The organism is Kocuria rhizophila DC2201, from assembly GCF_000010285.1.
Classification (GTDB): Bacteria; Actinomycetota; Actinomycetes; order Actinomycetales; family Micrococcaceae; genus Kocuria; species Kocuria rhizophila_A.
On record NC_010617.1, the window covers coordinates 1,725,183 to 1,751,997 of the forward strand.

18 protein-coding genes and 2 rRNA genes are annotated in these 26,815 nt (G+C 69.1%); 5 read left to right on the top strand and 15 right to left on the bottom strand.

The features are described 5' to 3' along the window. Positions 1 to 14 precede the first annotated feature (14 nt). The 3 genes from KRH_RS07495 to KRH_RS07505 form a co-directional block, all read right to left on the bottom strand. Positions 15 to 908: a ParA family protein gene (locus KRH_RS07495; RefSeq protein WP_012398594.1), complete on the bottom strand. Its 894-nt coding sequence runs from the start codon at positions 906 to 908 to the stop codon at positions 15 to 17. 174 nt (positions 909 to 1,082) lie between these two features. Continuing rightward, on the bottom strand, positions 1,083 to 2,582 hold the full coding sequence (locus KRH_RS07500) for a cation:dicarboxylate symporter family transporter (RefSeq protein WP_012398595.1): 1,500 nt from the start codon (positions 2,580 to 2,582) through the stop codon (positions 1,083 to 1,085). A gap of 169 nt (positions 2,583 to 2,751) precedes the next feature. After that, entirely contained in the window at positions 2,752 to 4,671 is a 1,920-nt protein-coding gene (locus KRH_RS07505) for a propionyl-CoA synthetase (protein ID WP_012398596.1), read from the bottom strand. A gap of 181 nt (positions 4,672 to 4,852) precedes the next feature. Between KRH_RS07505 and KRH_RS07510 the strand changes: the two genes are divergently transcribed. From KRH_RS07510 to KRH_RS07525, 4 genes are all read left to right on the top strand, one after another. After that, the gene (locus tag KRH_RS07510) at positions 4,853 to 5,512 is read left to right on the top strand and encodes a GntR family transcriptional regulator (protein WP_012398597.1); all 660 of its coding nucleotides are present in this window, start codon (positions 4,853 to 4,855) and stop codon (positions 5,510 to 5,512) included. A 58-nt stretch (positions 5,513 to 5,570) separates the two neighbouring features. Further along, the gene (locus tag KRH_RS07515) at positions 5,571 to 7,103 is read left to right on the top strand and encodes an MmgE/PrpD family protein (protein WP_012398598.1); all 1,533 of its coding nucleotides are present in this window, start codon (positions 5,571 to 5,573) and stop codon (positions 7,101 to 7,103) included. A 2-nt stretch (positions 7,104 to 7,105) separates the two neighbouring features. Beyond that, positions 7,106 to 8,017: a methylisocitrate lyase gene (prpB, locus tag KRH_RS07520; RefSeq protein WP_012398599.1), complete on the top strand. Its 912-nt coding sequence runs from the start codon at positions 7,106 to 7,108 to the stop codon at positions 8,015 to 8,017. Positions 8,018 to 8,099: 82 nt separating this feature from the next. Further along, positions 8,100 to 9,239, top strand: coding sequence for a bifunctional 2-methylcitrate synthase/citrate synthase (locus KRH_RS07525; RefSeq protein ID WP_012398600.1), 1,140 nt, complete (start codon positions 8,100 to 8,102; stop codon positions 9,237 to 9,239). Positions 9,240 to 9,297: 58 nt separating this feature from the next. Here KRH_RS07525 and KRH_RS11780 read toward each other — a convergent pair whose 3' ends face one another. The 10 genes from KRH_RS11780 to KRH_RS12650 form a co-directional block, all read right to left on the bottom strand. Then, positions 9,298 to 10,278: a D-alanyl-D-alanine carboxypeptidase family protein gene (locus tag KRH_RS11780; RefSeq protein WP_012398601.1), complete on the bottom strand. Its 981-nt coding sequence runs from the start codon at positions 10,276 to 10,278 to the stop codon at positions 9,298 to 9,300. 228 nt (positions 10,279 to 10,506) lie between these two features. Then, complete coding sequence (locus KRH_RS07535; RefSeq protein WP_012398602.1) at positions 10,507 to 11,421, bottom strand: site-specific tyrosine recombinase XerD; 915 nt, start codon at positions 11,419 to 11,421, stop codon at positions 10,507 to 10,509. A 128-nt stretch (positions 11,422 to 11,549) separates the two neighbouring features. After that, complete coding sequence (locus tag KRH_RS07540) at positions 11,550 to 12,206, bottom strand: NUDIX domain-containing protein (RefSeq protein ID WP_012398603.1); 657 nt, start codon at positions 12,204 to 12,206, stop codon at positions 11,550 to 11,552. A gap of 3 nt (positions 12,207 to 12,209) precedes the next feature. After that, on the bottom strand, positions 12,210 to 13,925 hold the full coding sequence (locus tag KRH_RS07545; RefSeq protein ID WP_041297379.1) for a CTP synthase: 1,716 nt from the start codon (positions 13,923 to 13,925) through the stop codon (positions 12,210 to 12,212). A 32-nt stretch (positions 13,926 to 13,957) separates the two neighbouring features. Then, positions 13,958 to 15,670 carry a DNA repair protein RecN gene (gene recN / locus KRH_RS07550; RefSeq protein WP_012398605.1) on the bottom strand — a complete coding sequence of 571 codons (1,713 nt, stop codon included), beginning with the start codon at positions 15,668 to 15,670 and terminating at the stop codon, positions 13,958 to 13,960. Next, the gene (locus KRH_RS07555) at positions 15,667 to 16,749 is read right to left on the bottom strand and encodes an NAD kinase (protein ID WP_012398606.1); all 1,083 of its coding nucleotides are present in this window, start codon (positions 16,747 to 16,749) and stop codon (positions 15,667 to 15,669) included. Before KRH_RS07555 ends, recN begins: the two co-directional genes overlap by 4 nt. Positions 16,750 to 16,804: 55 nt before the next feature. Next, positions 16,805 to 17,572, bottom strand: coding sequence for a TlyA family RNA methyltransferase (locus tag KRH_RS07560; protein ID WP_012398607.1), 768 nt, complete (start codon positions 17,570 to 17,572; stop codon positions 16,805 to 16,807). Further along, positions 17,569 to 18,099, bottom strand: a complete 531-nt coding sequence (locus tag KRH_RS07565; protein ID WP_012398608.1) for a hypothetical protein — start codon at positions 18,097 to 18,099, stop codon at positions 17,569 to 17,571. Before KRH_RS07565 ends, KRH_RS07560 begins: the two co-directional genes overlap by 4 nt. Next, on the bottom strand, positions 18,089 to 19,135 hold the full coding sequence (locus tag KRH_RS07570; protein ID WP_012398609.1) for an HAD-IIA family hydrolase: 1,047 nt from the start codon (positions 19,133 to 19,135) through the stop codon (positions 18,089 to 18,091). Before KRH_RS07570 ends, KRH_RS07565 begins: the two co-directional genes overlap by 11 nt. Beyond that, positions 19,125 to 21,341 carry a hypothetical protein gene (locus KRH_RS12650; RefSeq protein WP_012398610.1) on the bottom strand — a complete coding sequence of 739 codons (2,217 nt, stop codon included), beginning with the start codon at positions 21,339 to 21,341 and terminating at the stop codon, positions 19,125 to 19,127. The genes KRH_RS07570 and KRH_RS12650 overlap by 11 nt, the downstream gene beginning before the upstream one ends. Positions 21,342 to 21,539: 198 nt before the next feature. Here KRH_RS12650 and KRH_RS07580 point away from each other — a divergent pair, with 198 nt between their 5' ends. Further along, a complete protein-coding gene (locus KRH_RS07580) occupies positions 21,540 to 22,751 on the top strand; it encodes a dicarboxylate/amino acid:cation symporter (protein ID WP_012398611.1) in 1,212 nt (403 codons plus the stop codon). Positions 22,752 to 23,339: 588 nt separating this feature from the next. On the opposite strand, the gene rrf is transcribed toward KRH_RS07580, so the two are convergent. Together rrf and KRH_RS07590 are read right to left on the bottom strand one after the other, a co-directional pair. Continuing rightward, positions 23,340 to 23,456 (bottom strand): 5S ribosomal RNA (gene rrf / locus KRH_RS07585). 170 nt (positions 23,457 to 23,626) lie between these two features. Continuing rightward, positions 23,627 to 26,751 (bottom strand): 23S ribosomal RNA (locus tag KRH_RS07590). Positions 26,752 to 26,815 lie beyond the last annotated feature (64 nt).

Genomic DNA, 26,815 nt, shown 5'->3' on the forward strand with positions numbered 1-26,815 from the left:
TCGTCGTGCGTTGATCACGGCGCGCCGCCGCGCGAGATGAGCTCGCGGGCGAGCTGGCGGTAGGACTCCGCCCCGGGGTGGTTGGTGGCGAACGCGAGGATGGGCTCGGCGGCCACGGTGGCGTCCGGGAACTTCACGGTGCGCTTGATGACGGTGTCGAAGACCTTGTCCCCGAACGCGTCCACGATCCGGGCGATGACCTCGCGGGAGTGCAGGGTGCGGGAGTCGAACATGGTGGCCAGCACGCCGTCGATCTGCAGCTTGGGGTTGATGCGGTCCTGCACCTTGGAGATGGAGTCCACCAGCAGGGCGACCGCACGCAGGGCGAAGAACTCACAGATCAACGGGATGATCACGCCGTGCGAGGCGGTGAGGGCGTTGACGGTCAGCAGGCCCAGGGAGGGCTGGCAGTCGATGAGGATCACGTCGTAGTGGTCCTCGACCTTGCGCAGCGCGGAGGCGAGCACCTGCTCGCGCGCCACCTCGTTGACCAGCTGCACCTCGGCGGCGGAGAGGTCGATGTTGGCGGGCAGCAGGTCCACGTTCTCCACGTGGGTCTGCTGCACCACGTCCCACACGTCCACGGAGCGGTCCATCATCACGTTGTAGACCGTGAGGTCCAGCTCGTGGGGATTGGAGCCGAAGCCGGCGGAGAGCGCGCCCTGGGGGTCGAAGTCCACGAGCAGCACCTTGCGGCCCAGTTCCGCGAGCGCGGCACCCAGGTTGATGGTGGAGGTGGTCTTGCCCACCCCGCCCTTCTGGTTGACCATCGCGATGATGCGCGCGGGGCCGTGCATGGTGAGTTCCGGCGGGTCCGGGAACGTCCGCAAGGGGCGGCCCGTGGGTCCTACGGCGTCCGACGCCGCAGCCTGGCTCTGCTGGGGCCTCTCATCACTGGCGTTGCTCACGGGCGACGGCCTTCCTTCCTGGGCGTGGAGTACGGGTCTCAACGCCCTACCCTACCGTCCACGTGCGGCGCGACCACCACGTGCGCGGCGGCGTGCACCGCGTGCGAATGGCGCACGGCACCCGTCGTGGGAGGACGGGTGCCGTGCGTGAGGTGTGCGGGACGACCGCGTGAACTACCGCTCGGTGCGCGGCCGGTCGTCGCCGGGACGCTCCCCGGGGCCCGCGGTGCGCCCGGTCGGGCCGTGCGGCGCGGACGATCCGGCCCGAGCGGCGTCGTCGGGGGCACCGGCGGCCTGCTGGGCGGGCGCCTGGGCGGCGTGCGCGTCCACGGCCAGCATGGACTCGTCGAAGGGCTCGTCGCCCGAGAGCACGCGCTTCATGCGCGCCTTGTCCACTTCCCTGACCCACGTGCCGAGCACGATGGTGGCCACCGCGTTGCCCGAGAAGTTGGTGAGGGCGCGCGCCTCGGACATGAACCGGTCGATGCCCACGATGAGGTCCACGCCGTCCAGCAGGTCCGGGCGGTGGGACTGCAGCCCGGCCGCGAGCGTGGCGATGCCCGCTCCCGTGACGCCCGCGGCCCCCTTGGAGGCGATGATCATGAACAGCAGCAGCGCAATCTGCTCACCGAGCTGCAGGGGCTTGCCCATCGCGTCGGCCACGAACAGGGCGCCCATGGTCAGGTAGATGGCGGTGCCGTCCAGGTTGAACGAGTACCCCGTGGGCACCACGATGCCCACCACGGGCTGGGACACGCCCAGGTGCTCCATCTTGGCGATCAGCCGCGGCAGCGCGGCCTCCGAGGAGGACGTGGAGAAGATCAGCAGGTACTCGCGGGCGAGGTACTTCATGAGCGAGAAGATGTTGACCCCGGACACGAGCTTGAGGATGAGCCCCAGCACGAACACCACGAACAGGATGCACGTGATGTAGAACGCCACCATGAGCCCCAGCAGCGAGAACACGGCCTTCATGCCGGTCGCGCCAACCACGGCGGCGATCGCCCCGAAGGCGCCGATGGGTGCGAGCCACATGATCATGGCCAGCAGCTTGAACACGACGGCCTGGAGGTAGCCCACGGCCTTGAGCACGGGTTGGCCCGCCGAGCCCATGGACTGCAGCGCGAAGCCCACCAGCAGCGCCACCAGCAGGGTCTGCAGGATCTGACCCGAGGTCAGGGCGGAGAACAGGGTGGTGGGGATGATCCCCAGGATGAAGCCGGCGGTGCCCCCGCCGTGACTCTCCTGCGGGCCACCGCTCAGGGCGGAGGGGTCGAAGTGGGCGTTGGCCAGGTCCAGCCCGGCGCCGGGCTGGACAATGTTGCCCACCACCAGGCCGATGCCCAGGGCGAACGTGGACATCACGATGAAGTACAGGAGGGCGAGACCGCCCACCTTGCCCACCGTGGCGGCCTTCGCCACCGAGCCCACACCCAGCACGATGGTGCAGAAGATGACCGGGGAGATGATCATCTTGATCAGCGCCACGAATCCGGTGCCGAGCGGTTTCAGTGTCACCCCCACGGACGGGAACAGCAGCCCGACCACCACGCCGAGCACCACCGCGGCGATCACCGCGATGTAGAGCCAGTGGGTGCGGTCCCGCTTCCGTGCGGCGGGTTTCGAGGTGCTGGGGCCACCCGGCGTCGGCTCTGACGCGAGGTCGTGGGTCATGGAGTGCTCCTGGGGTCTCGGGAAGGAACGGACAGACGGAATCCACCCCGGGCGCTTGCCGGGGTGGATTCCTCACATTGTGCGCCCTCGACGGACGCCGCGAGCGCCGCACACGCCGAGCCGGGGCGGACGACGGGGCCGTGCGCGGGGGCTGGGCGGTGCGGGACCGTCAGCGCTTGGGCGCGAGCACCGCGTGCAGGGCCTCCAGCACCGAGTGGTCCTCGATGGTGGAGGGCACCGTGTACTGCTCGCCGTCGGCCATCTGGCGCATGGTCTTGCGCAGGATCTTGCCCGAGCGCGTCTTGGGCAGGGCGTCCACCACGGCCACGTCCTTGAAGTCCGCCACCGGGCCGATCTGCGAGCGCACCATGGTCACGAGGTCCTCGGCCAGCTGCTCCTGGGTGATCTCCGCACCGGTCTTGAGCACCACGTACCCGGAGGGCCGCTGCCCCTTGAGGGGGTCGTTGACGCCGATCACCGCGCACTCGGCCACGTCGGGGTGGGTGGCGACGATCTGCTCCATCTGCCCCGTGGACAGCCGGTGCCCGGAGACGTTGATGACGTCGTCGGTGCGGCCCATCACGAACACGTAGCCGTTCTCGTCGATGTACCCGGAGTCCCCCGTGGCGTAGTAGCCCGGGAACGCGGAGAGGTAGGAGGAGACGAAGCGCTCGTCTTTGCCCCACAGGGTGCTGAGCGTGCCGGGAGGCAAGGGCAGGCGCACCGCGATGTTGCCCTCCTCGCCCGGACCCAGCGGCTCCCCCAGCGGGTCGAGGATCTCCACGTGGAAACCGGGCACGGGCACCGTGGGGGACCCCGCCACGATGGGCAGCTTCTCGATCCCGAACGGGTTGGCGCAGATGGCCCAGCCGGTCTCGGTCTGCCACCAGTGGTCCACCACGGGTACATCCAGCACCGTGGAGGCCCACCTGTAGGTCTCGGGGTCCAGCCGCTCCCCCGCCACGAACAGTGCCTGCAGGGACGAGATGTCGTGCTGCTTCACGAAGTCCCCCTCGGGATCCGCCTTGCGGATCGCCCGCAGTGCGGTGGGAGCCGTGAACAGCACCTTGACCCCGTGCTCCTCGACGCGCTGCCAGAACGCACCGGCGTCCGGGGTGCCCACGGGCTTGCCCTCGTAGACCACCGTGGTGGCGCCCGCCAGCAGGGGTGCGTAGACGATGTAGGAGTGGCCCACCACCCAGCCGACGTCCGAGGCGGTCCACATCACGTCCCCGGCGGAGACGTCGTAGATGTTGACCATGGACCAGCTCAGAGCCACCGCGTGGCCGCCGTTGTCTCGGACCACGCCCTTGGGCTTGCCCGTGGTTCCGGACGTGTAGAGGATGTACAGCGGATCGGTGGCCGCCACGGTCACCGGCTCGGCCGGCGCCACGCCGTCCTGCGCCTCGCTCCACGACAGCCACGCCGGCCCGCCCGCTTCCTGCGAGCGCTCCCGGGCCTCGGCCACCGTGGTGGTGAAGCCGTCCCGCTCGTGGACCAGCACCGCCGACGGCGCGTGCTCACTGATCTGCAGGGCCTCTTCGATCGCGGGCAGGTACTCGATGCGCCGCTTGGGCTCCACCCCGCCGGAGGCCGTCACGATGGCCACGGGTCGGGAGTCGTCGATGCGGCTGGCCAGCTCGCGGGGCGCGAACCCTCCGAAGACCACGGAGTGCACAGCGCCCAACCGGGCGCACGCCAGCATGGCAATGACCGACTCGGCGATCATGGGCATGTAGAGCAGCACGCGGTCACCCTTGGTGACGCCCTGCGCTGCGAGCGCGCCGGCGAAGAGGGCGACCTTCTCCTGCAACTGCGCGTACGTGATGTGCTCCTGGACCCCGAGCACGGCGGAGTCGTAGATCAGGGCCGTGCGGTCCCCGTGGCCCGCGGCCACGTGGCGGTCCACGGCGTTGACGCACGTGTTCAGCTCGCCGTCCGGGAACCAGCGGTAGAGGGGTGCGGCGGAGTCGTCCAGGGCACGGGTGGGCGGGGTCACCCACTGCACGGCGTCGGCGGCGTCCAACCAGAAGCGCTCGGGGTCCTCCACGCTCGCGCGGTAGACGGATTCGTACGTGGGCTGCGGCATGACGTCCTCCGGAAGTGGTGCTGGGGCGGGCTCGGGCGTACCGTCACTCTAGTGTCGCGAGTCACACGCGGCAAGGGTTTTGTATACACAAGGCATCCCGATTCCGGGATGCAGCCCAAAACAGTTGGCCTCAACCTGCCGGGTGTATACACTGAAGGAGTTCTACACGTCAGGAGGAGCCATGCGAGCTGGTGAGCGCGCCTACCGCGAGCTGCGCGCGGACATCGTGTCCTGGCGTCTGGTCCCCGGCCAGGTGCTCGGGGAGGTGGACCTCTCCGAGCGGCTCGGAATCTCGCGCACCCCGGTGCGCGAGGCCCTGTCCCGGCTCACCGCGGACGGGCTGACCGAACCGCACAACGGCCGCGGCGTCGTCGTCAGCGCGATCTCCTCAGAGGACGTCCGCGCGCTGTACGAGCTGCGGGACACCCTGGACTGCCGGGCCGCCGAGCTGGCGGCCGTGCGCGGGGACGCGCAGACGTTCCGCGAGCTCGCGGAGCAGCTCTCCCACGCCGCGGAGACGCTCTCCGACGATCCCGACCACGCCGCGTACTACGCCCTCGTGGACCGGATGGACGCGGAGATCGACGCCGCCGCGGGCAACCCCTACCTGCAGCAGGCGCTGTCGAACGTGCGGCTGCACCTCGCCCGCGTGCGCAGGCTCTCCACGTCCAACCCGCGGCGCCTGGCCGTGGCCGCCGCGGAGCACGAGGCGATCGCCCGCGCGATCGCCGAGGGCGAGCCCGCCCTGGCCGTGGCCACCACTCGGGTGCACCTGAAGAACGCGCTCGGCAACGCCCTGCGCACCCCCGCACTCGCCCCGGCACCGCCGGTGGCCTCCTGACCCGCCGCCCCGCGCGGCCCGCACACCATCCCACGACCCGTCAGCGAAAGGAACGCCCGTGACCGTCACACACACCGTGCGCACGTACTCGTCCAAGGAGGAGCTGCCCCGTGAGGAGCAGCTCGCCCACAAGCTCGCCTCCGTGGCCACCGATCCCGTGGCCGTGGAGCCCGAGGTGGTGGACATGGTGGTCAACCGGATCATCGACAACGCCTCCGTCGCCATCGCGTCCCTGAACCGCGGGCCGATCGTCTCCGCCCGCTCCCAGGCGCTGTGCCACAAGGTGGCACCCGGGGCCGGCTTCTCCGGCCAGGGCTCCCTGCTCTACGGCGCCCCGGAGGACGACGCCGCCGTGTCCCCCGAGTGGGCCGCGTGGGCCAACGGGGTGGCCGTGCGCGAGCTGGACTACCACGACACCTTCCTCTCCGCCGAGTACTCCCACCCCGGTGACAACATCCCGCCGATCCTGGCCGTGGCCCAGCACGTGGGCAGCACCGGCGAGGACCTGATTCGGGGCATCGCCACCGGCTACGAGGTCCAGGTGGACCTCGTGAAGGGCATCTGCCTCCACGAGCACAAGATCGACCACATCGCGCACATCGGTCCGTCCGCCTCCGCGGGCATCGGGACCCTGCTGGGTCTGGACACCGAGACGATCTTCCAGGCCATCGGCCAGGCGCTGCACACCACCACGCAGACCCGCCAGTCCCGCAAGGGCGAGATCTCCACGTGGAAGGCCCACGCCCCCGCGTTCGCCGGGAAGATGGCCGTGGAGGCCGTGGACCGTGCGATGCGCGGACAGACCTCCCCCACCCCCATCTACGAGGGCGAGGACGGCGTGATCGCGTGGCTGCTGTCCGGTCCGAAGGCCAGCTACGAGGTGCCCCTGCCCGCCCCGGGCGAGGCCAAGCGCGCCATCCTGGACACCTACACCAAGGAGCACTCCGCGGAGTACCAGGCGCAGGCGTGGATCGACCTCGCCCGCAAGCTGCACCGCGAGCACCCCGAGGTCACGGACCCCGCCAACGTGGAGTCGGTGCTCATCAAGACCTCCCACCACACCCACTACGTGATCGGCTCCGGGGCCAACGACCCCCAGAAGTACGATCCCACCGCCTCGCGCGAGACCCTGGACCACTCGATCCCCTACATCTTCACGGTCGCCCTGCAGGACGGCGCATGGCACCACGTGGACTCCTACGCGCCGGAGCGCGCCGGCCGCCCGGACACCGTGGAGCTGTGGCACAAGGTCACCACGGAGGAGGATCCCGAGTGGACCCGCCGCTACCACTCCCTGGACATCTCCGAAAAGGCGTTCGGCGGCTCCGTGGTGATCACCATGAAGGACGGCACCGTGATCACGGACGAGATCGCCGTCGCGGACGCCCACCCACTCGGGGCCCGGCCGTTCGCCCGCGAGCAGTACATCACCAAGTTCCGCACCCTGGCCGAGGGCCTGGTGGCTCCCGAGGAGATCGAGCGCTTCCTGGACGCCGTCCAGCGCCTGCCCGAGCTCAAGGCCGGGGAGCTCGGCCAGCTCAACATCGCCGCGGCCGTGGGCCTGGAGAAGTCGCCGAAGGGAATCTTCTGATCATGCTGTACACCACCGTGACCCCCGCTCAGAAGCGCGAGCGCTTCCGCGAGCTGCTGGCCGCGCCGGAGATCGCCCAGTTCCCGGGCGCGTTCACCCCGCTGTCCACCAAGCTCATCCAGGAGCAGGACTTCGAGGGCGTCTACATCTCCGGCGGCGTGCTGGCCAACGAGCTCGGGCTGCCGGACATCGGGCTGACCACGCTCACCGAGGTGGCCACCCGCGCCGGGCAGATCGCCCGCAGCACCGACCTGCCGTGCCTCGTGGACGCCGACACCGGCTTCGGTGAGCCCATGAACGTGGCGCGCACCGTGCAGGAGCTCGAGGACGCCGGGCTGGCCGGTTGCCACATCGAGGACCAGTTCAACCCCAAGCGCTGCGGCCACCTGGACGGCAAGAACGTGGTGGACACCGCCACCGCCGTCAAGCGCATCCGCGCCGCCGTGGAGGCCCGGCGGGACCCGAACTTCGTGGTGATGGCCCGCACCGACATCCGCGGCGTGGACGGGTTCGACGCCGCCGTGGAGCGCGCCCGTGCCCTGGCGGACGCCGGCGCGGACGTCATCTTCCCCGAGGCCATGGCGGAGCTCTCCGAGTTCGAGCGCATGGCTGAGGCCCTGGACGTCCCGATCCTCGCCAACATGACCGAGTTCGGGAAGTCCGAGCTGTTCACCCGGCAGCAGCTGCAGGACGCGGGGGTGTCCATGATCATCTACCCCGTGTCCCTGGAGCGCCAGGCCATGGGCGCCATCGAGCGGCTGCTCACCACCATCCGTGAGGACGGCACACAGCAGACCCAGGTGGAGAACATGCTCACCCGCAAGCGACTCTACGAGCTGGTGGACTACACGTCCTACAACCAGTTCGACTCCGGGGTCTTCAACTTCGAGGTGCCGGGCACCCCGAACAGCTGACCCACTGTTCCCACCCCGCCGCATGTGGTGAGGTGGGAACACCCGTTCGTTCCCAGTCCACAGCTGTCGAAGGAGATCAACCGTGGCAGACACCGAAATCCGCAAGGGACTCGCCGGAGTGGTGGCCGACACCACCGCCGTGTCCAAGGTCAACGCCGAGACCAACTCCCTGCTCTACCGGGGCTACCCGGTGCAGGAGCTCGCCGAGAAGTGCTCCGCCGAGGAAGTGGCGCTGCTGCTGTGGACGGGTGAGCTGCCCTCCGAGGAGGAGCTCGAGGCCTTCCGCACCCTCGAGCGCGAGAACCGGGCGCTGACGCCCGAGCTCAAGCGCGTGATCGACGAGCTGCCCACCACGTGCCACCCCATGGACGTGTGCCGCACCGCGGCGTCCGTGATCGGCGCGCAGCACCCCCTCGCGGAGGACAACTCCCCCGAGGCCGAGCTGCGCAAGGCCCAGGAGCTCTTCGCCGTGATGCCGGCCGTGGTCTGCTACGACCAGCGCCGCCGCCACGGCCAGGAGCTCGTAGAGCCCCGCGAGGACCTCGACTACGCCCAGAACTTCCTGTGGATGGCGTTCGGCGAGGAGGCCGCCCCCGAGGTGGTCGACGCGTTCCGCGTGTCGATCATCCTGTACGCGGAGCACTCCTTCAACGCCTCCACGTTCACGGCCCGCGTGATCACCTCCACCCTCTCGGACCTGCACTCCGCGGTCACCGGTGCCATCGGCGCCCTCAAGGGTCCGCTGCACGGCGGCGCCAACGAGGCCGTGATGCACACCTTCGAGGAGCTCGGGATCCGCAAGGAGGAGACCGCCGAGGAGGCCGAGAAGCGCGCCAAGGAGTGGATGGACCGGGCGCTCGCGGAGAAGAAGAAGGTCATGGGCTTCGGCCACCGCGTGTACAAGCACGGCGACTCCCGAGTGCCCACCATGCAGGAGGCGCTGTTCCGCATGCTGGACCACTACGACCGCCAGGAGATCCTGGGGCTGTACAACGGGCTGGCCAAGTCCATGGACGAGGCCAAGTCCATCAAGCCCAACCTGGACTACCCCGCCGGGCCCACGTACTGGCTCATGGGTTTCGACATCCCCACGTTCACGCCCATCTTCGTGTGCGCCCGCATCACCGGCTGGACCGCGCACATCATGGAGCAGCGCGCAAACAACTCGCTGATCCGCCCGCTCTCGGACTACAGCGGTCCGGACGAGCGTCACCTGTCCTGAGCTTGGGACACCACGACGGCCCGCCGCCCCTTCACACGTGAGAGGTGGCGGGCCGTCGTCAGTACTTTGGGGCCCGCGGCAGACCCATGTAGGACTCCACCGTCGCGGACCCGCTGTTCTTCAAACTCGTGGCCGTGGCGGTGCCCACGTAGCGCAGGTGCCACGGTTCGTAGGCGTACCCGGTGGTTGCGGTGTGCCCGTTGGGGTAGCGCACCACGAACCCGTAGGTGTGCCCGTTCGCGGCGATCCACTTCCCCTGTGGGGTGTTGCCGAAGCACGGGAGCAGACCGCAGGTGGCCCCGGGGGCGCCCACGTCGATCGCGAGGCCGGTCTGATGTTCGGAGTGACCGGCCCGCGCGGAAATGGTGTCGGCGGTGGCCTGTCCGTACAGGGCCGTGTACTCGCGGTAGAGGCGCGCTTGGGTGCCGTGGTCGCGGTACCCGCTCACCGGGACCAGCGTGACCCCCTGTGTGGCCGCGGCACGGCTCATGCGCTGGTAGGCCGCTGCGGCGTCGTCCCGTAGCAGGACTCCCCCGCCCACCGAACGTAACGGAGCCGGGGCGTAGGTGAGCGGGGACAGCGGGCGTTTCTTGTTCACGACCACGGACACGCTGCGGGCATCGTCGATACCCCGGTACACCCGCGCTCCTCCCTGGGCGGTCCAGGTGATGCGGCCTCGCTGATAGCGGACCTCGCACGTGCCACCCGTGCAGGTCTCACGCGTCACGGGGTACCCCAGGGCCCCGTGCTCGGAGCCCTCCGCGCGCCACTTCGCCAGGATCCCGCCGCGCTGGGCCCGCGCACCGGTCGTGGACGTCCAGTGGATCGTGCCCTTCTGGTACTGCCGATAGCAGCCGCGGTCCCGCAGGCCACAACGTTCGGCGGACGTGGGCTTGCCCAACCATGCGCCGGGATTCGGCAGGGCGCGGTACTCGTTGTCGATCCCCGCCCCGGCGTGGGCCGGTACCATGCCGCCCACGAGCAGCAGCGCGGCCAACAGGGCGGTGAGCAGGGCCGGGCGACGCATGACGGTTCGCATGAGGCCACGATAGGTGCTGCGCGTGACGCGCGGTAGGCCTATGGGCGAACAGCCGACGACGCCGCTCCCCACCCCTCGCGGGCCCGGCGCCCACGCACGGGAGGTCCCGGGCTCCGGGCGGTGCAGCGGGCGACGTCGCCGGCTCGGTGTGCGGGCGGAACGTCACCCACTCCGTGTGCTGCGGCTCCCGAGGTGGTCGGCTCAGCGTGCGGCCCCGACGCTGCCGGCTCAGCGCGCTCGCGGGTGGGACGTCGCGTAGACCTCGCGCAGGGACTCCACGGACACGCGCGTGTAGATCTGGGTCGTGGCCAGGGAGGCGTGACCCAGCAGTTCCTGCACGACCCGCAGGTCCGCGCCGCCCTCGAGCAGGTGCGTGGCGAACGAGTGGCGCAGAGTGTGCGGCGTGATCCGCTCCTCCTGGTGGATCGTGCGCGCGGCGTCCTTGACCATGTTCCACGCCGTCTGCCGCGAGATCCGCGTGCCGCGAGCATTGAGGAACACCGCCGGGCTCCCCCGACCGTGCCGCGCCAACTCGGGGCGGGCCCGGATAAGGTAGCGGTCCAGGGCCGCCACGGCGAACGATCCCACGGGCACGAGCCGTTGCTTGGCGCCCTTGCCCGTCACACGGATCAGGGCGAGGTCCTCATCGTGCAGACCGGCGAGGTCGTCCACGTCCAGCGCGACGGCCTCGGAGATACGCGCACCCGTGGCATACAGCAGTTCGAGGAACGCCCGGGCCCGCAGTCCCGCGGGTGTGTCCGGGTCCGGGGCGGCCAGGAGGTTCTCGACCTCCGTGACGCCGATGGCCTTGGGCAGCCGCTGCGGCGGCATGGGCGGGCTCACGCGGGACGCGACGTCCGTGTCCACGCTCGACTCCGTGACCCAGAACGCGTGGGCCCCCCGCACCGCCGCGAGCACCCGCGCACTGCTGCGCGCGGACAGGGCCGGGTGGGCGGCGTCGCCCTCGCGGATGCGCCGCACGAACGCCCGCACGTGATCGGCCGTGATGTCCCTGGGCACGCGCACGTGCGCGGCGGTCGCCGTGAGGTGCTGCAGGTAGCGCGCGAGGTCCCGGCGGTACGCGCTCACGGTGTTCGCGGCGAGTCCGCGCTCGACCACGAGGTGGTCCAGGTATCGCGCCACGGCCCGCCGCAGTTCCGGTGCGGCCTCCGCCTCGGTCGTCGAGGCCGACGGCGCCGCACCCGCCCTCGGTCCCCCGTCCACGATCGGCAGTGGTTCGGTGATGGGACCGTGCGACTCGAGGGAGTCGTTCACCCCTCGTGCCGCGGCCGCGAGGTCCATTCGGCGTCCGGTGCGCGCAGCGTGGCCCAGTCCCGGGACCGCGCGATGTGCGTGGCGAGGATGCCGAGCGTGGCCGTAGGGGACGTGATCCGCCCGGCCATGACCGCGGCCACGGCGTCGTCGAGGTCCGCGAAACCAGCCACGATCTCCGCCTCCTCGCCCTCGCGTTCGAACCGCTCGGACTCGGGGACCTCGCTCAGGTCACGGGCCAAGAAGATCCGGTTGGCCTCCGCCGAGGAGCCTGGCGAGTTGTCGAAGTCCACGAGCGTGTGCCACGTCCGGGCCGTGAGATCCGCTTCCTCGCCCAGCTCGCGCTGGGCCGCCTGCAGCGCGGGTTCCCCGGACACATCGAGCAGCCCCGCTGGGATCTCCCACATCCGCTTGCGCACGGGGTGGCGGTACTGGTTGATGAGCAGGATCCGTTCCTTCTCGTCCAGCACGACCATGGACACCGCCCCCGGGTGCGTGATGAACTCCCGGGTCAGCGGTTCCTCCTGGCCCGCCATGCGGAAGGACTCACTGCACACGTCCCAGATGGCGCCGTCGTAGACGGTCCGCGAATCCGTGACGGTGTGCGGATCTGGGCGATCCGTCAGCTGCTCGGCGGTGATGCTCGTGTACTCCACGGCTCAGGCCTTGGCCTGGACGCCCCGGCGCTCGAGAGCGGCCTTGACGAGACCGTCGAAGAGCGGGTGCGGCCGTGTGGGCCGCGAGGCCAGCTCGGGGTGGGCCTGCGTGGCCACGTAGTAGGGGTGCTCCTCGCGGGGCAGCTCCACGAACTCCACGAGGGTGCCCTCCGGGGAGGTGCCCGAGATCCGCAGCCCGGCCTCGGCCAGGGCGTCACGGTAGGCGTTGTTGACCTCGTAGCGGTGGCGGTGGCGCTCGGAGACCTCGGTGGCGCCGTAGGTCTCGGCCACCACGGAGCCCTCCGCGAGGGACGCCGGGTACAGGCCCAGGCGCATGGTGCCGCCCAGGTCCCCCGCACCCTCGACGAACTGCTTCTGCTCCTCCATGGTGGCGATCACCGGGGTGTCGGTCTCCGGGTCGAACTCGGTGGAGGACGCGTTGGGCAGACCCACCTCGTTGCGGGCGTACTCGATGACCATGCACTGCAGGCCGAGGCAGAGCCCCAGGGTGGGGACCTTGTGCGTGCGGGCCCACGTCAGTGCCCCCAGTTTGCCCTCCAGTCCGCGGATGCCGAAGCCGCCGGGAACGCAGACCGCGTCCACGTCGCCGAGCTCACGCTGGGCGCCCTCGGGGGTGTCACAGAGGTCGGAGGCCACCCACTTGAGGTTGACCTTGGCGTTGTTCGCGAACCCGCCCGCGCGCAGGGCCTCGGAGACCGAGAGGTACGCGTCCGGCAGGTCGATGTACTTGCCCACGAGCGCCACGGTGACCTGGTGCTCGGGCTCGTGCACCGCGGTCAGCAGCCGGGCCCACTGCCGCAGGTCCGCGTCCTGGTAGTCCAGACCCAGGTAGTCCAGAATGTACGTGTCCAGGCCCTGGGTGTGCAGGGTGTTGGGGATGTCGTAGATGCTCGGTGCGTCCGCGCACGAGATCACGGCGTCCAGGTCCACGTCGCACGCGCTGCCGATCTTGCGCAGCATGGCGTCCGGGACGTCCCGGTCGCATCGCAGCACGAGGGCGTCCGGCTGGATGCCGAGCCCGCGCAGGGTGGCCACAGAGTGCTGGGTGGGCTTGGTCTTGAGCTCGCCGGACGGGCCGATGAACGGGATCAGGGACACGTGCAGGTAGAACACGTTGCGCCGCCCCACGTCCTGGCGCACCTGGCGGGCGGCCTCGATGAACGGCTGGGACTCGATGTCGCCCACCGTGCCGCCGATCTCGGTGATGATGATGTCCGGGGCGTTCTCGTCCTCGGCGCGGCGGCGCATGCGGCGCTTGAGCTCGTCCGTGATGTGGGGGATCACCTGCACGGTGTCGCCCAGGTACTCGCCGCGGCGCTCCTTGGCGATCACCGTGGAGTACACCTGCCCGGTGGTCACGTTGGCGGAGGCGTCCAGGTTCTCGTCCAGGAAGCGCTCGTAGTGCCCGATGTCCAGGTCCGTCTCGGCACCGTCGTCCGTCACGAAGACCTCACCGTGCTGGAAGGGGTTCATGGTGCCGGGATCCACGTTGAGGTACGGGTCCAGCTTCTGCATGGTCACGGACAGTCCGCGCGCACGCAGCAGCATGCCGAGAGAGGAGGCCGTGAGCCCCTTGCCGAGGGACGAGGCGACACCTCCCGTGACGAAGATCTGCCGGGTCACCTTGCCGTTGTTCTTTTCTGTGCCTGCCTCGCGGGCGGCGTCCTGAGCATCAACCACGGGATTCGAGCCTACCATTCGTGTCATGAGCGGGGTACGGGGGTCTGGGGTCACGCGGTGGCGTCCCGCAGCAGTTCGCGGGCGTGCTCGCGGGCGGCTTGGGAGTCCTCGTGACCGGCCAGCATGCGCGCCAGCTCCACCACGCGCTCCTCGTCCGTGAGCACCTTCACGTCCGAGACGCTCGCGTCCGAGGACTTGGTCACCAGGATGTGCTGGTCCGCGAAGGCCGCCACCTGCGGCAGGTGGGTCACCACGAGCACCTGGACGTTCTTCGCGAGCATCTTCAGCCGCCGGCCGATCTCGACCGCGGCCTTGCCGCCCACGCCGGAGTCCACCTCGTCGAAGACGAACGTGGGCACGGGGTCCACCTCGGAGAGCACCACCTCCAGCGCCAGCATGATGCGCGAGAGCTCACCGCCGGAGGCCCCCTTACCCAGAGGGCGGGGGGTGGCCTTGGCGTGCGGGGCGAGCATGAACTCGATGGTGTCCCGGCCGTCGTCGGTGAACCGCTCCGAGGGCTCCACGGCCACCACCAGGGTGGCGTTGGGCATGGCCAGGGCGGTCAGCTCCGTACTCACGGCAGCGGCCAGCTTCTGCGCGGCCGCCCGTCGCAGCTGCAGCAGGGTGGCGGCGTGCTCCTCGAGCGAGGCCCGCAGCGCCTCCCCCTCGGCCCGCAGCTTCTCCTCGCGCTGGGGATCCACCACGAGCTCGTCGAGCTGCGCCCGGGCCTGGTCCGCCCAGGTGAGCACCTCGTCGATCGTGGCGCCGTACTTCTTGGTGAGCGCCCGCAGTGCGCTGCGGCGCGCCTCCACCTCCGCGAGTCGCGCGGGGCCGTCCTCGTCGAGACCGCTCGCGTAGCCGGAGAGGTCCGCGGCGACGTCGGCCGCGACCACCGTGAGCTCCCGCACCCGCGCGGCGAGCGCCTCGAGGTCCGGATCCGCGTCCGCCTCCATCTCCAGCGCCTGCTGCGCCTGGGACAGCAGCGCCACGGCGTTGAGGTCCGGGGCGTCGTCCGTGTCCGAGCCGCTCAGGGCGGCGTGGGCCGTGGTGGCCGCGGTGCGCAGGGACTCGAGGTTGGTGAGCTTCTCGCTCTCGGCGTCCAGCTGGACGTCCTCACCGGGGACGGGCTCCACGGCGTCGATCTCGGCGAGCGCGGTGGTGAGGCTCTGGGCCTGCAGGGCACGCTCGCGGGAGTTCTCCCTGGCGGCGCGCAGGGTGGCGACGACGCCGCGGTAGCGGGCGAGCTTCTCGCGGTAGACGCGCAGCTCGGCCCGCACGGGGTCCCCGGCGTAGTCGTCGAGCGCCCTGCGCTGGGCCGCCGGGGACTTGAGCCGCAGCTGGTCCGACTGGCCGTGGACGGCCACGAGGGTCTCCCCCACGGCACCGAGCGTGCCCACGGGCGCGCCGCGACCTCCCACGTGGGCACGGCTGCGGCCCTCGGCGGAGACCGTGCGCGAGATCAGCACGAGGGCCTCTTCCCCGCCCGCGACGTCCTCCCGGTCCACGGTGCCGCCGGCGTCCGTGACGAGTTCGACCGCGGCATGGTGGGAGGGCACGCGCACCGTGGCCTCGGCCAGCGCCTTGGCGCTGCCGGAGCGTACGGCACCGGCGTCCGCGCGGTTGCCCAGCAGCATCCCCAGCGCGGTGACCACCATGGTCTTGCCGGCACCGGTCTCGCCCGAGAGGATCGAGAGTCCCGGGCCCAGGGGCAGCACGGCGTCGGTGATGACACCGAGGTCGTGGATGTGGATCTCCTCGATCATGCTCCGCCGCCTCCGTCCGTGGCCTCGGGGTGCTCCGGGCACGTGCACCGTCCGGGCTGCACGTGGTGGGGGATCTCGCGGCCCACGGTGAGCTTGGGCTGCGAGAGGTCCTGCGCCACCACCTTGGTGGTGGGCTGCACGAGCGGCAGCGCGGTGGTCATGGCCTCCACCTGCTCGCTGGGCATGGGCCCCCGCCAGCCCGCGATGGGAAGCTCGAACTTCCTGACGAGTCGTTCGGAGAACGGGGTGGCGTGCATGCGCGCGAGGTTGACGGACTTCTCCGAGCGGCGCACCTCGATGCGGGAACCCGGCGGGAGATCCGCGGTGCGGCGACCGTCGCACCACAGCACGCCCCGGGCGTCCGTGCGGGTGAGCACTTCCACGGCAATCATGGACCGCGGGGAGATCACCAGGGGACGGGAGAACAGTGCGTGGGCGGACAGCGGCACCATGAGCAGGGCCTCGACCTCCGGCCAGACCACGGGCCCGCCCGCGGAGAACGCGTAGGCGGTGGAGCCCGTGGGCGTGGCCATGACCACGCCGTCGCAGCCGAACGTGGACAGGGGGCGGCGGTCCACCTCGGTGACCACCTCGATCATCTTCTCGCGGTCGCCCTTCTCCACGGACGCCTCGTTCAGCGCCCACGTGTGCAGCACCTTGCGCCGGTGCTCCCAGACGGTCACGTCCAGGGCCATGCGCCGCTCCACGGTGTAGCGCCCGTCCACGATCGCCTCGACGGTCTCGCTCAGGCCCGAGCGCTCCGACTCCGCGAGGAAGCCCACGTGCCCGAGGTTCACCCCGAGCAGCGGGGTGTCGACGCCGCGCACGAGCTCCGCGGCGCGCAGGATGGAGCCGTCGCCGCCGAGCACCATGACGATCTCGATCTCCCGCAGGGCGACGTCCTCCTCGAGGATCTCCACCGGGGACAGGTCCGCGCCGTCCGCGCACAGGGATTCCAGGTCCGGGCGCGAAAGCACCGGGACCAGGCCCGCGGCGTGGAGCTGCGCGCAGGACTGGCGGGCGGCGTCCTTGGCCTCGGGACGCCCCGTGTGGGTCATCACCAGGATCTTCCGGCTCACGTGCTGCAGATCATCCTCCTGCGGTCGGTGCCACGGTGGGTTTGCCCTGCCCACACTACGCGAGCGATCCGACGGGGACAGCGTGCGGTGGACGGCGGCACCGCACGAAGAACTCCACGTTGCCGTCCTGCCCGGGCAGGGGGCTCGGGGCCGTGGCCCGCACCTCGAGCCCGACGTCGCCCGCGCACCGGACCACGCGCCGCACCGCGTCCTGTCTGGCCCGCTCCGAGGTGACCACCCCGGTGCGGGAGAGGTTGTGGACCCCCACCTCGAACTGCGGTTTGACCATCAGCAGCAGGTCCCCGCCGGGCACGGTGGCACCCGCCAGGGTGGGAACCACCAGGGTGAGGGAGATGAAGGACAGGTCGCACACGGTGAGCTCGGCCGGCCCGCCGATCTCGGCGGCGTCGAGGTAGCGCACGTTGAGGCCCTCGTGCACGTGCACCCGGGGGTCGGCGCGCAGCTGCGGGACCAGCTGGTCGTGCCCCACGTCCACGGCGACCACCTCCCGGGCGCCGCGGCGCAGCAGGACGTCCGTGAAACCGCCTGTGGACGCGCCGGCGTCGAGGCACCGGCGGCCGGCCGGGTCCACGTCGGAGAAGCACTCGAGCGCACCCACCAGTTTGTGGGCCGCGCGGCTCGCGTACTCGTCCTCGGGGGAGGTCTCGACCTCCACCCGGTCCTGCTCCGAGACAGGTGTGGAGGCCTTGGTCACCGGGGCACCGTTGACGCTCACCTTCCCGTCCCTGATCCACCCCGCGGCAACGGTCCGGGAGCGGGCCAGCCCGCGGTCCGTGAGCGCCCGGTCGAGTCGGGTGCTCACCGGGTTCCGTCCTCCGCCGACCAGGTCTCGGGACGGGCGGGCCCGGGTACGGCCGAGGTGCCGTCCGCGGGTCCCGTCGGACCGGTCGCGTCCACGGGTCCGCTCTCCCCTCGGGGTGCAGCGTCGGACTCCGATGTGGGCCGTGTGCTCCCCGGTGCCGACGACGCGTCCCCGGGTCCCGGCGCGGAGCGGCCGGCCACCGACCCGGTCAGTCCCGCGGGCAGGGTTGCGGGATCCTGCGCCAGGATGCGCTCGAGCTCGGCGTGCAGCGCGGAGAATGCCTCGGCGCGGTGCGTCACGGGCAGGCGGGCGATCTCCGACTCCCGGCCCAGGACCCCGTCCACCGGCTCGAACCCCGTCCGGGGTGGGCCGGCGTCGGACGGGTGACCCGGCTCCCGCCGATCGGCGGCAGGGAAACCGTTCCGAGCGTCGTCGTCAGCGAAGGGGTCGTGGGACGCCGCAGCCCCGGCCGGGTCGACGTGGGCGGACAGGTCCTGCTGCGGCGCCGGGTGCTGGTCAGGACTCACGAGCGCCCCACTCGAGAACCGGTTCCGTGGGGTGCTCGGCCTCGGGGCGGGCCCGCCACCACGCGGCGCACGCGGCGCGCCAGCCGTCCAGGTGCTCGGGCGCGCCCGTGACGGTGACGACGTCGCCCGCGACGTCCGCGCGCGCGGCACCGCACGTCGCCGAGACCCAGTCACCGTCGTGGGACACAACGATCTCCGGGTAGGGCTCGAACAGCTGGGTCAGCGAGCCGAGCAGGTAGGTGGGCCGCTCCGCCGCGCGGGCCGCGAGGACGGACGCCGGGCGGTCCACCCCTGTGAGCACCTGGATGCTGTCCATGCCCGCGTGGTGGGCGCCCAGGATGTCCGTGTCGAGACGGTCCCCCACCACTGCGGGCCGTCGCGCGCCCACGCGTTCGGCGCCCTCACGGAAGATCGGTGCCTCCGGTTTGCCCGCGACGAGCGGTTCCCGGCCGGTGGCCTCCGCCACGGCGGCCACGAGGGTCCCGTTGCCCGGTGCGATCCCACGCTCCTTGGGGATGGTGCGGTCCGTGTTCGTGGCGCACCACAGCACGGAGTCGTCCGCCAGGGTGAACGCCGCCTCGGCCAGCTGCTCCCACCCGAGGTGCGGGTCGAAGCCCTGCACCACGGCCACGGGGCGATCCTCCTGGGAGGTGACGGGCACCAGCCCGACGCCGCGGACCTCCTCCGCGAGCGCGCTCGAGCCCGTGACCAGCACACGGGCGCCCGGCTGCAGCCTCTCCGCGAGCAGCGCGGCAGCGGCCTGCGCCGAGCTGACCACGTTCTCCACCGCGGTGGGGGCGCCGAGGGAGGTGATGTGCTCGGCCACCGCGCTCGGGGGCCGAGAGGCGTTGTTCGTCACGTACACCACGGAGCGGCCCGAGGCCCGCACTCGCTCCAGGGCCTCGGGGGCACCGGCGATCGCGTGCGGGCCCGCGTAGACCACGCCGTCCAGGTCGCACAGCAGGGCGTCGAAGCGTTCGATCAGCGGCGGGCTGGCCTGCTGCTCGTCGGCTGACGCTTGCCCGTCAGTCCGCACGGTGCTGCGGGGTCGAGCCGTTCGCGGTGTCCTCGGACGCTTCCGACGGGTGGACCTCCGACTCCGGAGAGCGCTCGGGGGTCTCGACCGAGCGGGAGGCCGAGGCCTCCTGCGCGGCGGGAACCTGGCCCTCAGTCACGGCGGCGTCGGAGGCGGCGTCGTGCGTCGCCACGTTCGCGGCAGGCTCCTCAGAGGCGGCGTGCTGCGAGGCGGGTCCGCCAGCGGACCCGGTGGAAGCGTCAGCGTCCCCGGGGGCACGAGCCACGTGCGGAGCGGCGGTCTCCACCGTGGAGGCCTCTCCTCCCTGGGCGGCCGCCGCGGATGCGGGCTCCCCCTCGGGGTCCACGGACGTCCGCGCCTCAACTGCCGGGCCCTCAGGGGGCGTGGTGTCCGCGCCCGAGTCATTGGCGCTAAGGTCCCCGGCACTCCGGTTCTCAACGCTCCGGTCATCGGCGCCACGGTCCTCGGATGTCGGCTCCTCAGCGGCTGAGCGCTCGGACGCCGAGGACGCAGCGTCCGTTCCCTCCGTGTCCGGCCCCTCGCCCGCGGGGGGCTGCGGGGCGCTGTGGCGCTGCTGGGCCTCGCGCACGGTACGGCGAGCCTCCTCCTCGTCGAGGTCGTCGCCGAGGTCCACGATCTCCGGCTCGGAGAACTGGCCCATGCCCAGGGCCGCCTCGGCCACGATGGCCTGGCGCTCCCACGACACCGACTCCCTGTCCCGCCCAACCGCCCGCAGGGCCTCGGCGTAGGCACGGAAGAGCTTGGGGCTGTAGACGAAACCACGGTTCTTGTCGAGCTGCGGGATCTCCAGGGCGGCCAGGGCGGCGTCGTGGTCCCCCGCGTCCGCGTGGATGCCGGAGACGACCATGGCGAGCTCGGCCTTCGCCTCGGCATCGAGGTCCGCGGCCGCCGCGGAGGTGGCCTCCTCCATGGCCTTGTCCGCGCGGCCGAGGGCGCGCTGGGCGTCGACCATCAGCGGCAGGTGCTGCTGCGAGCCGGAGATCCGGCGGTGGGTCCTCAGCTCCTTGAGCGCGAGCGCGTAGTCCCCGGCGGCGTACGCGGCCACACCTGCGGCCTCGCGCACGACACCGATCCGACCGGCCTTGCGCACCGCGGCGTTGGCGTGCTCGAGGGCGAACTCGGGGTCGTCGTCGATGTAGCGGGCGGCCATGACGAGGTGCTGCGACACCCGCTCCGCGTTGCTCGGCTCGAGCGCCTTCAGCTCGTGGTGCATGGACCGGTCCAGTTCCCGGCCCGTGACGTCCGCGTCGATCTCCGGGGCCACGAAACGGGGACGGGAGTCCTCGTGGCCACCGCGGCGCTCGTCACGGTCGTACGTGCCGCGGGGCTCGGAGCGGTGGCCGCCGCGGTCGTGACCGCCGCGCTCATGACGCCGGTCCGGGCGGTCGGAGCCGCGCCGGTCCGAGGACCGGTCGCGCCGCTCCCCCGTGCCCGGCGCGTCGCGGCCCCCGCGTGCGCCACGGTCCTCGAAACGGTCCCCGCCCGGGCGCTGGAAACCGCCGCCGCGGGACTGCTCCCGGGGGCCCCGGTCGTTGCGGCGGTCGTCCCGCCTGTCGTCCCGTCGGTCGTCCCGTCGGTCGTCGCCGCGCCGCGAGTACGGGCGCGCATCCCGGCCGAAACGGTCGTCCCGGGAGCCGTGCCCGCCGGAGCGACGTGCGTCCCCTCCCCGGGAGAAACCACCCCGGTCATCACGACGCCGCTCTTCCCGGCGGTCCTCACGCCGGTCACCGGAGCGGTCGTCCCGCCGACCGCCATCGCGGTAGCCGTCACGGTCGGTGCGGCGGCGGTCTCCGTCGCGCCCGGCATAGCCGCTACCCCGCCGGTCGTCGCGCCCGCCGCCCGGGCGGTCACCGCGCCGGTCGGCCCCACCGCGCGAGCTGTCCCGGTTGCTGTAGCGGTCGTCCCGGACACCGCGGTCATCCCGACGACCTCCGTGGCCCTGGCCATCGCGGCCACGGTACCCGCGGTCGGAACCGCCGCGGGCTCCACCGGCGTCCCCGTCGAAGCCGTCGCGGGACGAGGAACGGTACCCGTCACGGCGGTCGTCGCCCCCGCGGCCCTCTCGACGGTAGGAGTCACGGCGGGGCCCGCCGCGGTCGTCACGAGCACGCCATCCGTCCCGGCCGCCCCCGTTGCGCCCACGGTCCGGGCGGTCGTGGGACCCGTGCTGTTCAGATTCGCTCAAGGGGTGTCTCCTACTGCGGCCTGCGGCCTCGCTCTGGAGGGCACGGCGCGTGGCGGTGCCCGACTGGTCTGCTGAGCATTCTACAAACGCCGTCCGACGCCCTCACAATGCAGCGCGTCCACCGCTCAACCGGGCGTCTGCGCCACGCGCTGGAGGGCGAGTACGCCCTCCGCCACCGGGCACAGTTGATAATGGAGCATGCGTTTGAGATCCCTCTCCCGAAACCTGCTCGTGCGGGTGCTCCTGGCCATCGTCCTGGGCAGTGCCCTCGGGCTCGTGCTCCCCGACTGGCTCGCCCGCGTGTTCCTCACGTTCAACGGCATCTTCAGCCAGTTCCTCGGCTTCCTGATCCCCCTCATCATCGTGGGCCTGGTCACGCCGGCCATCGCGGACCTGGGGCGAGGTGCCGGCAAGTGGCTCGCGGTCACCGCGGCGGTGGCGTACGGCTCCACGGTGTTCGCGGGTCTGCTGGCCTTCGCCGTGGCCACCACCAGCTACCCGTGGCTGCTGGGGGACAAGACCGCAGTGAACGGGCTGGAGAACCCGGAGGACCACGCGCTCGGGGGCTACTTCGAGATCACCATGCCGCCGGTCTTCGACGTCATGACGGCGCTCGTCCTGGCGTTCTGCCTGGGCGTGGGAATCACCTTCGTGCGCGGCACCACACTGCACTCCGGGTTCGCGGAGCTGCGCACCATCGTCATGCGCACCGTGGAGAAGGTCATCATCCCTCTGCTGCCGCTGTACATCTTCGGAATGTTCATGAGCCTGACCATGAACGGGCAGATCGCGGTGGTGATCACCACGTTCCTGCGCGTCGTGGTTCTGGCGTTCATCATGACCGTGGTCATCCTGCTCATCCAGTACTGCATCGCGGGTGCGGTCACCCGCGCCAATCCCCTGGTAATGCTCAAGAACATGCTCCCGGCCTACGCCACGGCGCTGGGCACGGCGTCGTCGGCGGCGACCATCCCCGTGACCCTGGCGTGCGCCCGCCGCAACGGTGTGGACGAACGGGTGGCCGGATTCACCATCCCGCTGTGCGCCACCATCCACCTGTCCGGCTCCACGATGAAGATCGTGCTGTTCTCCACGGCCATCATGACCATCTCCGGAATGCCCATCGACCCGTGGCAGTACATCGGGTTCATCTTCCTGCTGGGCGTGACCATGGTGGCCGCCCCGGGTGTTCCCGGGGGCGCCATCATGGCCGCGGTGGCGATCCTCCAGTCGCAGCTCGGCTTCGACGAGACCGCCGTGGGCCTGATGATCGCCACGTACGTGGCCATCGACTCCTTCGGAACGGCCTGTAACGTGACCGGCGACGGTGCCATCGCCGCCATCATGGACAAGCTCCTGCGGGGCAAGAACGGCCGGCTGCGCAACGCCCCCGCCGCCCCCGCACGCTAGAAGGAAAGAAACCCCGTCACCACGGGGGACACTTCGTAGCGGCGCGTCACCACGGTGGCGCGCCGCAGTCATGTCTGGATCAGGGTCGACAGCAAGACAGCCCCACGGACTCACCGGCGCAGACCACGACGGTCGCTCTCCCGACGCGGGGCAGATAGCGGGAGGGCGTCGCACAGGCCGAGACGTACCGAACACAGCGCCGCAAGGACCGGGGCCGCCCCAGGCAGCGCCAGAGAGGCCTGGGGCACATCCACCAGTGCCGGACAGACCAGGAGCCACAGGGCAGGGTGAGAGAGCAAGAGATAGCCGTCCGCCGCCTGCCGCGCGTCGCCTGCGGATATGAGTCCCCGGTTAGGAATCCCGGATTAAAAGCCTCCGACCACGGGGCTCCCCTTGTGAGCACCCAGTTGTGAGCAGCCAGCTAGTGGCCACGAGACCGCCCCCACCCGGTATGAGACCACCACGCCGACGGGGCGGGGGGATGTGCCCTCTGCCGGCGGTGCCCGCCAGCAGGCGGCATAGACCGCGTGTTAAATGCGGGGAGGCCCCACACCGTACGGTGTGGGGCCTCAACCCTGTTCACAATAATTCCGGCGGTGACTTACTCTCCCACACCCTACCGAGTGCAGTACCATCAGCGCTGTGGGTCTTAGCTACCGGGTTCGGGATGGGACCGGGCGTTTCCCCCACGCTATAACCACCGGAAACCTGCACCACCCCACAACCCGGGGGCGGAAACCTGGTTCCCGTGCCTACCACGGGTCAAACCTGTATTCCTCTGTCAACCACACACCCACACCCCGTCCGGGGTGGGGGTTGTTGGTGGTCAACCACATAGTGAACGCGAACACCACTCTCTTGATGACAGATCGTGTGTGTATAAGTCTTCGGTGTATTAGTACCAGTCAGCTCCACGCCTTACAACGCTTCCACACCTGGCCTATCAACCCAGTCGTCTACTGGGCACCTCACACCCCACAAAGGGGGTCAGGAAATCTCATCTCGGAGCAAGCTTCCCGCTTAGATGCTTTCAGCGGTTATCAATCCCGAACGTAGCTAATCAGCGATGCTCCTGGCGGAACAACTGACATACCAGAGGTTCGTCCGTCCCGGTCCTCTCGTACTAAGGACAGGCCTCCACAAATTTCCAACGCACGCAGCGGATAGGGACCGAACTGTCTCACGACGTTCTGAACCCAGCTCGCGTACCGCTTTAATGGGCGAACAGCCCAACCCTTGGGACCAACTCCAGCCCCAGGATGCGACGAGCCGACATCGAGGTGCCAAACCATGCCGTCGATATGGACTCTTGGGCAAGATCAGCCTGTTATCCCCGAGGTACCTTTTATCCGTTGAGCGACGGCCATTCCACAATGTACCGCCGGATCACTAGTCCCGACTTTCGTCCCTGCTCGAGCTGTCACTCTCACAGTCAAGCTCCCTTGTGCACTTACACTCAACACCTGATTGCCGACCAGGCTGAGGGAACCTTTGGGCGCCTCCGTTACTCTTTAGGAGGCAACCGCCCCAGTTAAACTACCCATCAGGCACTGTCCCTGACCCGGATCACGGGCCGAAGTTAGATGTCCAGAGTGACCAGAGTGGTATTTCAACAACGACTCCACCACCACTAGCGTGATGGCTTCACAGTCTCCCACCTATCCTACACAAGCCACACCGAACACCAATACCAAACTATAGTAAAGGTCTCGGGGTCTTTCCGTCCTGCTGCGCGAAACGAGCATCTTTACTCGTACTGCAATTTCGCCGAGTTCATGGTTGAGACAGTAGGGAAGTCGTTACTCCATTCGTGCAGGTCGGAACTTACCCGACAAGGAATTTCGCTACCTTAGGATGGTTATAGTTACCACCGCCGTTTACTGGGGCTTAAATTCTCCGCTTCGACCCCGAAGGATCTAACAGGTCCTCTTAACCTTCCAGCACCGGGCAGGAGTCAGTCCGTATACATCGTCTTACGACTTCGCACGGACCTGTGTTTTTGATAAACAGTCGCTTCCCCCTAGCCTCTGCGACCCCACCCAGCTCACACAGCACGTGTGCTCACCAGACAGGGCCCCCCTTCTCCCGAAGTTACGGGGGCATTTTGCCGAGTTCCTTAACCATGATTCTCTCGAACGCCTTAGTATTCTCTACCTGATCACCTGTGTCGGTTTGGGGTACGGGCGACTAGAACCTCACGTCGATGCTTTTCTTGGCAGCATAGGATCACCGAATTCTCTCACCTAAGAGAGTCCCATCACATCTCAGGCACACAACCCGCGGATTTACCAACGGGTCACCCTACATGCTTAGACCAGGACAACCATCGCCTGGCTCGGCTACCTTCCTGCGTCACACCTGTTAACACGTTTACCTCCCCGGATCAGGTCCCAGCCTCACCACACACCCCGCGACCCACAAGGGGTCACGGTCATGGTGGCTCGGGTGGTTAGTATCCCCGGCTCAGTAGGGTCGGTTCTTCATCGGTACGGGAATATCAACCCGTTGTCCATCGACTACGCCTGTCGGCCTCGCCTTAGGTCCCGACTCACCCAGGGCAGATTAGCTTGACCCTGGAACCCTTGATCATCCGGCGGACGGGTTTCTCACCCGTCTATCGCTACTCATGCCTGCATTCTCACTCGTTGAGGTTCCACCACTGGGTCACCCCGCAGCTTCACTACCCCAACGACGCTCCCCTACCCACAACACCACCTCAACCACAAACGGCTCAGCTAACGGTGTCATGCCACAACTTCGGCGGTGTACTTGAGCCCCGCTACATTATCGGCGCGGAATCACTTGACCAGTGAGCTATTACGCACTCTTTCAAGGGTGGCTGCTTCTAAGCCAACCTCCTGGTTGTCTCAGCAACTCCACATCCTTTCCCACTTAGCACACGCTTAGGGGCCTTAGTTGATGGTCTGGGCTGTTTCCCTTTCGACTATGAAGCTTATCCCCCACAGTCTCACTGCCACGCTTACACTTGACTGGCATTCGGAGTTTGGTTGACGTCAGTAACCTTGTAGGGCCCATCAGCCATCCAGTAGCTCTACCTCCAGCAAGCAACACGCAACGCTGCACCTAAATGCATTTCGGGGAGAACCAGCTATCACGGAGTTTGATTGGCCTTTCACCCCTACCCACAGCTCATCCCCTCCATTTTCAACTGAAGTGGGTTCGGTCCTCCACGCGCTCTTACACGCGCTTCAACCTGGCCATGGGTAGATCACTCCGCTTCGGGTCTAGATCACGCCACTCACAACGCCCTATTCAGACTCGCTTTCGCTACGACTACCCCACACGGGTTAATCTCGCGACGTAACACTAACTCGCAGGCTCATTCTTCAAAAGGCACGCTGTCACCCCAAAAGGCTCCAACGGCTTGTAAGCACACGGTTTCAGGTACTATTTCACTCCCCTCCCGGGGTACTTTTCACCATTCCCTCACGGTACTGATCCGCTATCGGTCATCAGGAAGTATTCAGGCTTACCAGGTGGTCCTGGCAGATTCACACGAGATTTCACGGGCCCCGTGCTACTCGGGAACAACGTCACACCACGACAATGACAGTTTCGTCTACGGGACTCACACCCCCTACGGTCTGGCACTCACCACCAGTTCGACTACCACCACGCCACAGCGCCCAGGGTGGCGACCCCAGGAACAACGCATCCCACAACCCCGATCATGCAACCCTCGCCAGGTATCACACACAACCGGTTTAGCCACCATCCGCTTTCGCTCGCCACTACTCACGGAATCACTGTTGTTTTCTCTTCCTATGGGTACTGAGATGTTTCACTTCCCCACGTTCCTCCTCGCACCCTATGAATTCAGATACGAGTGACCACGCATAATACGCAGCCGGGTTACCCCATTCGGAGACCCTCGGATCACAGCTCGTTTATCAGCTCCCCGAGGCTTATCGCAGATTTCCACGTCCTTCATCAGCTCCTGATGCCAAGGCATCCACCGTGTGCTCGTAACAACTTATACGCCACACAACACAAATAAATCATCAAAGAACACACCACACACCCTTCCAGGTGCGCGGCGTCAA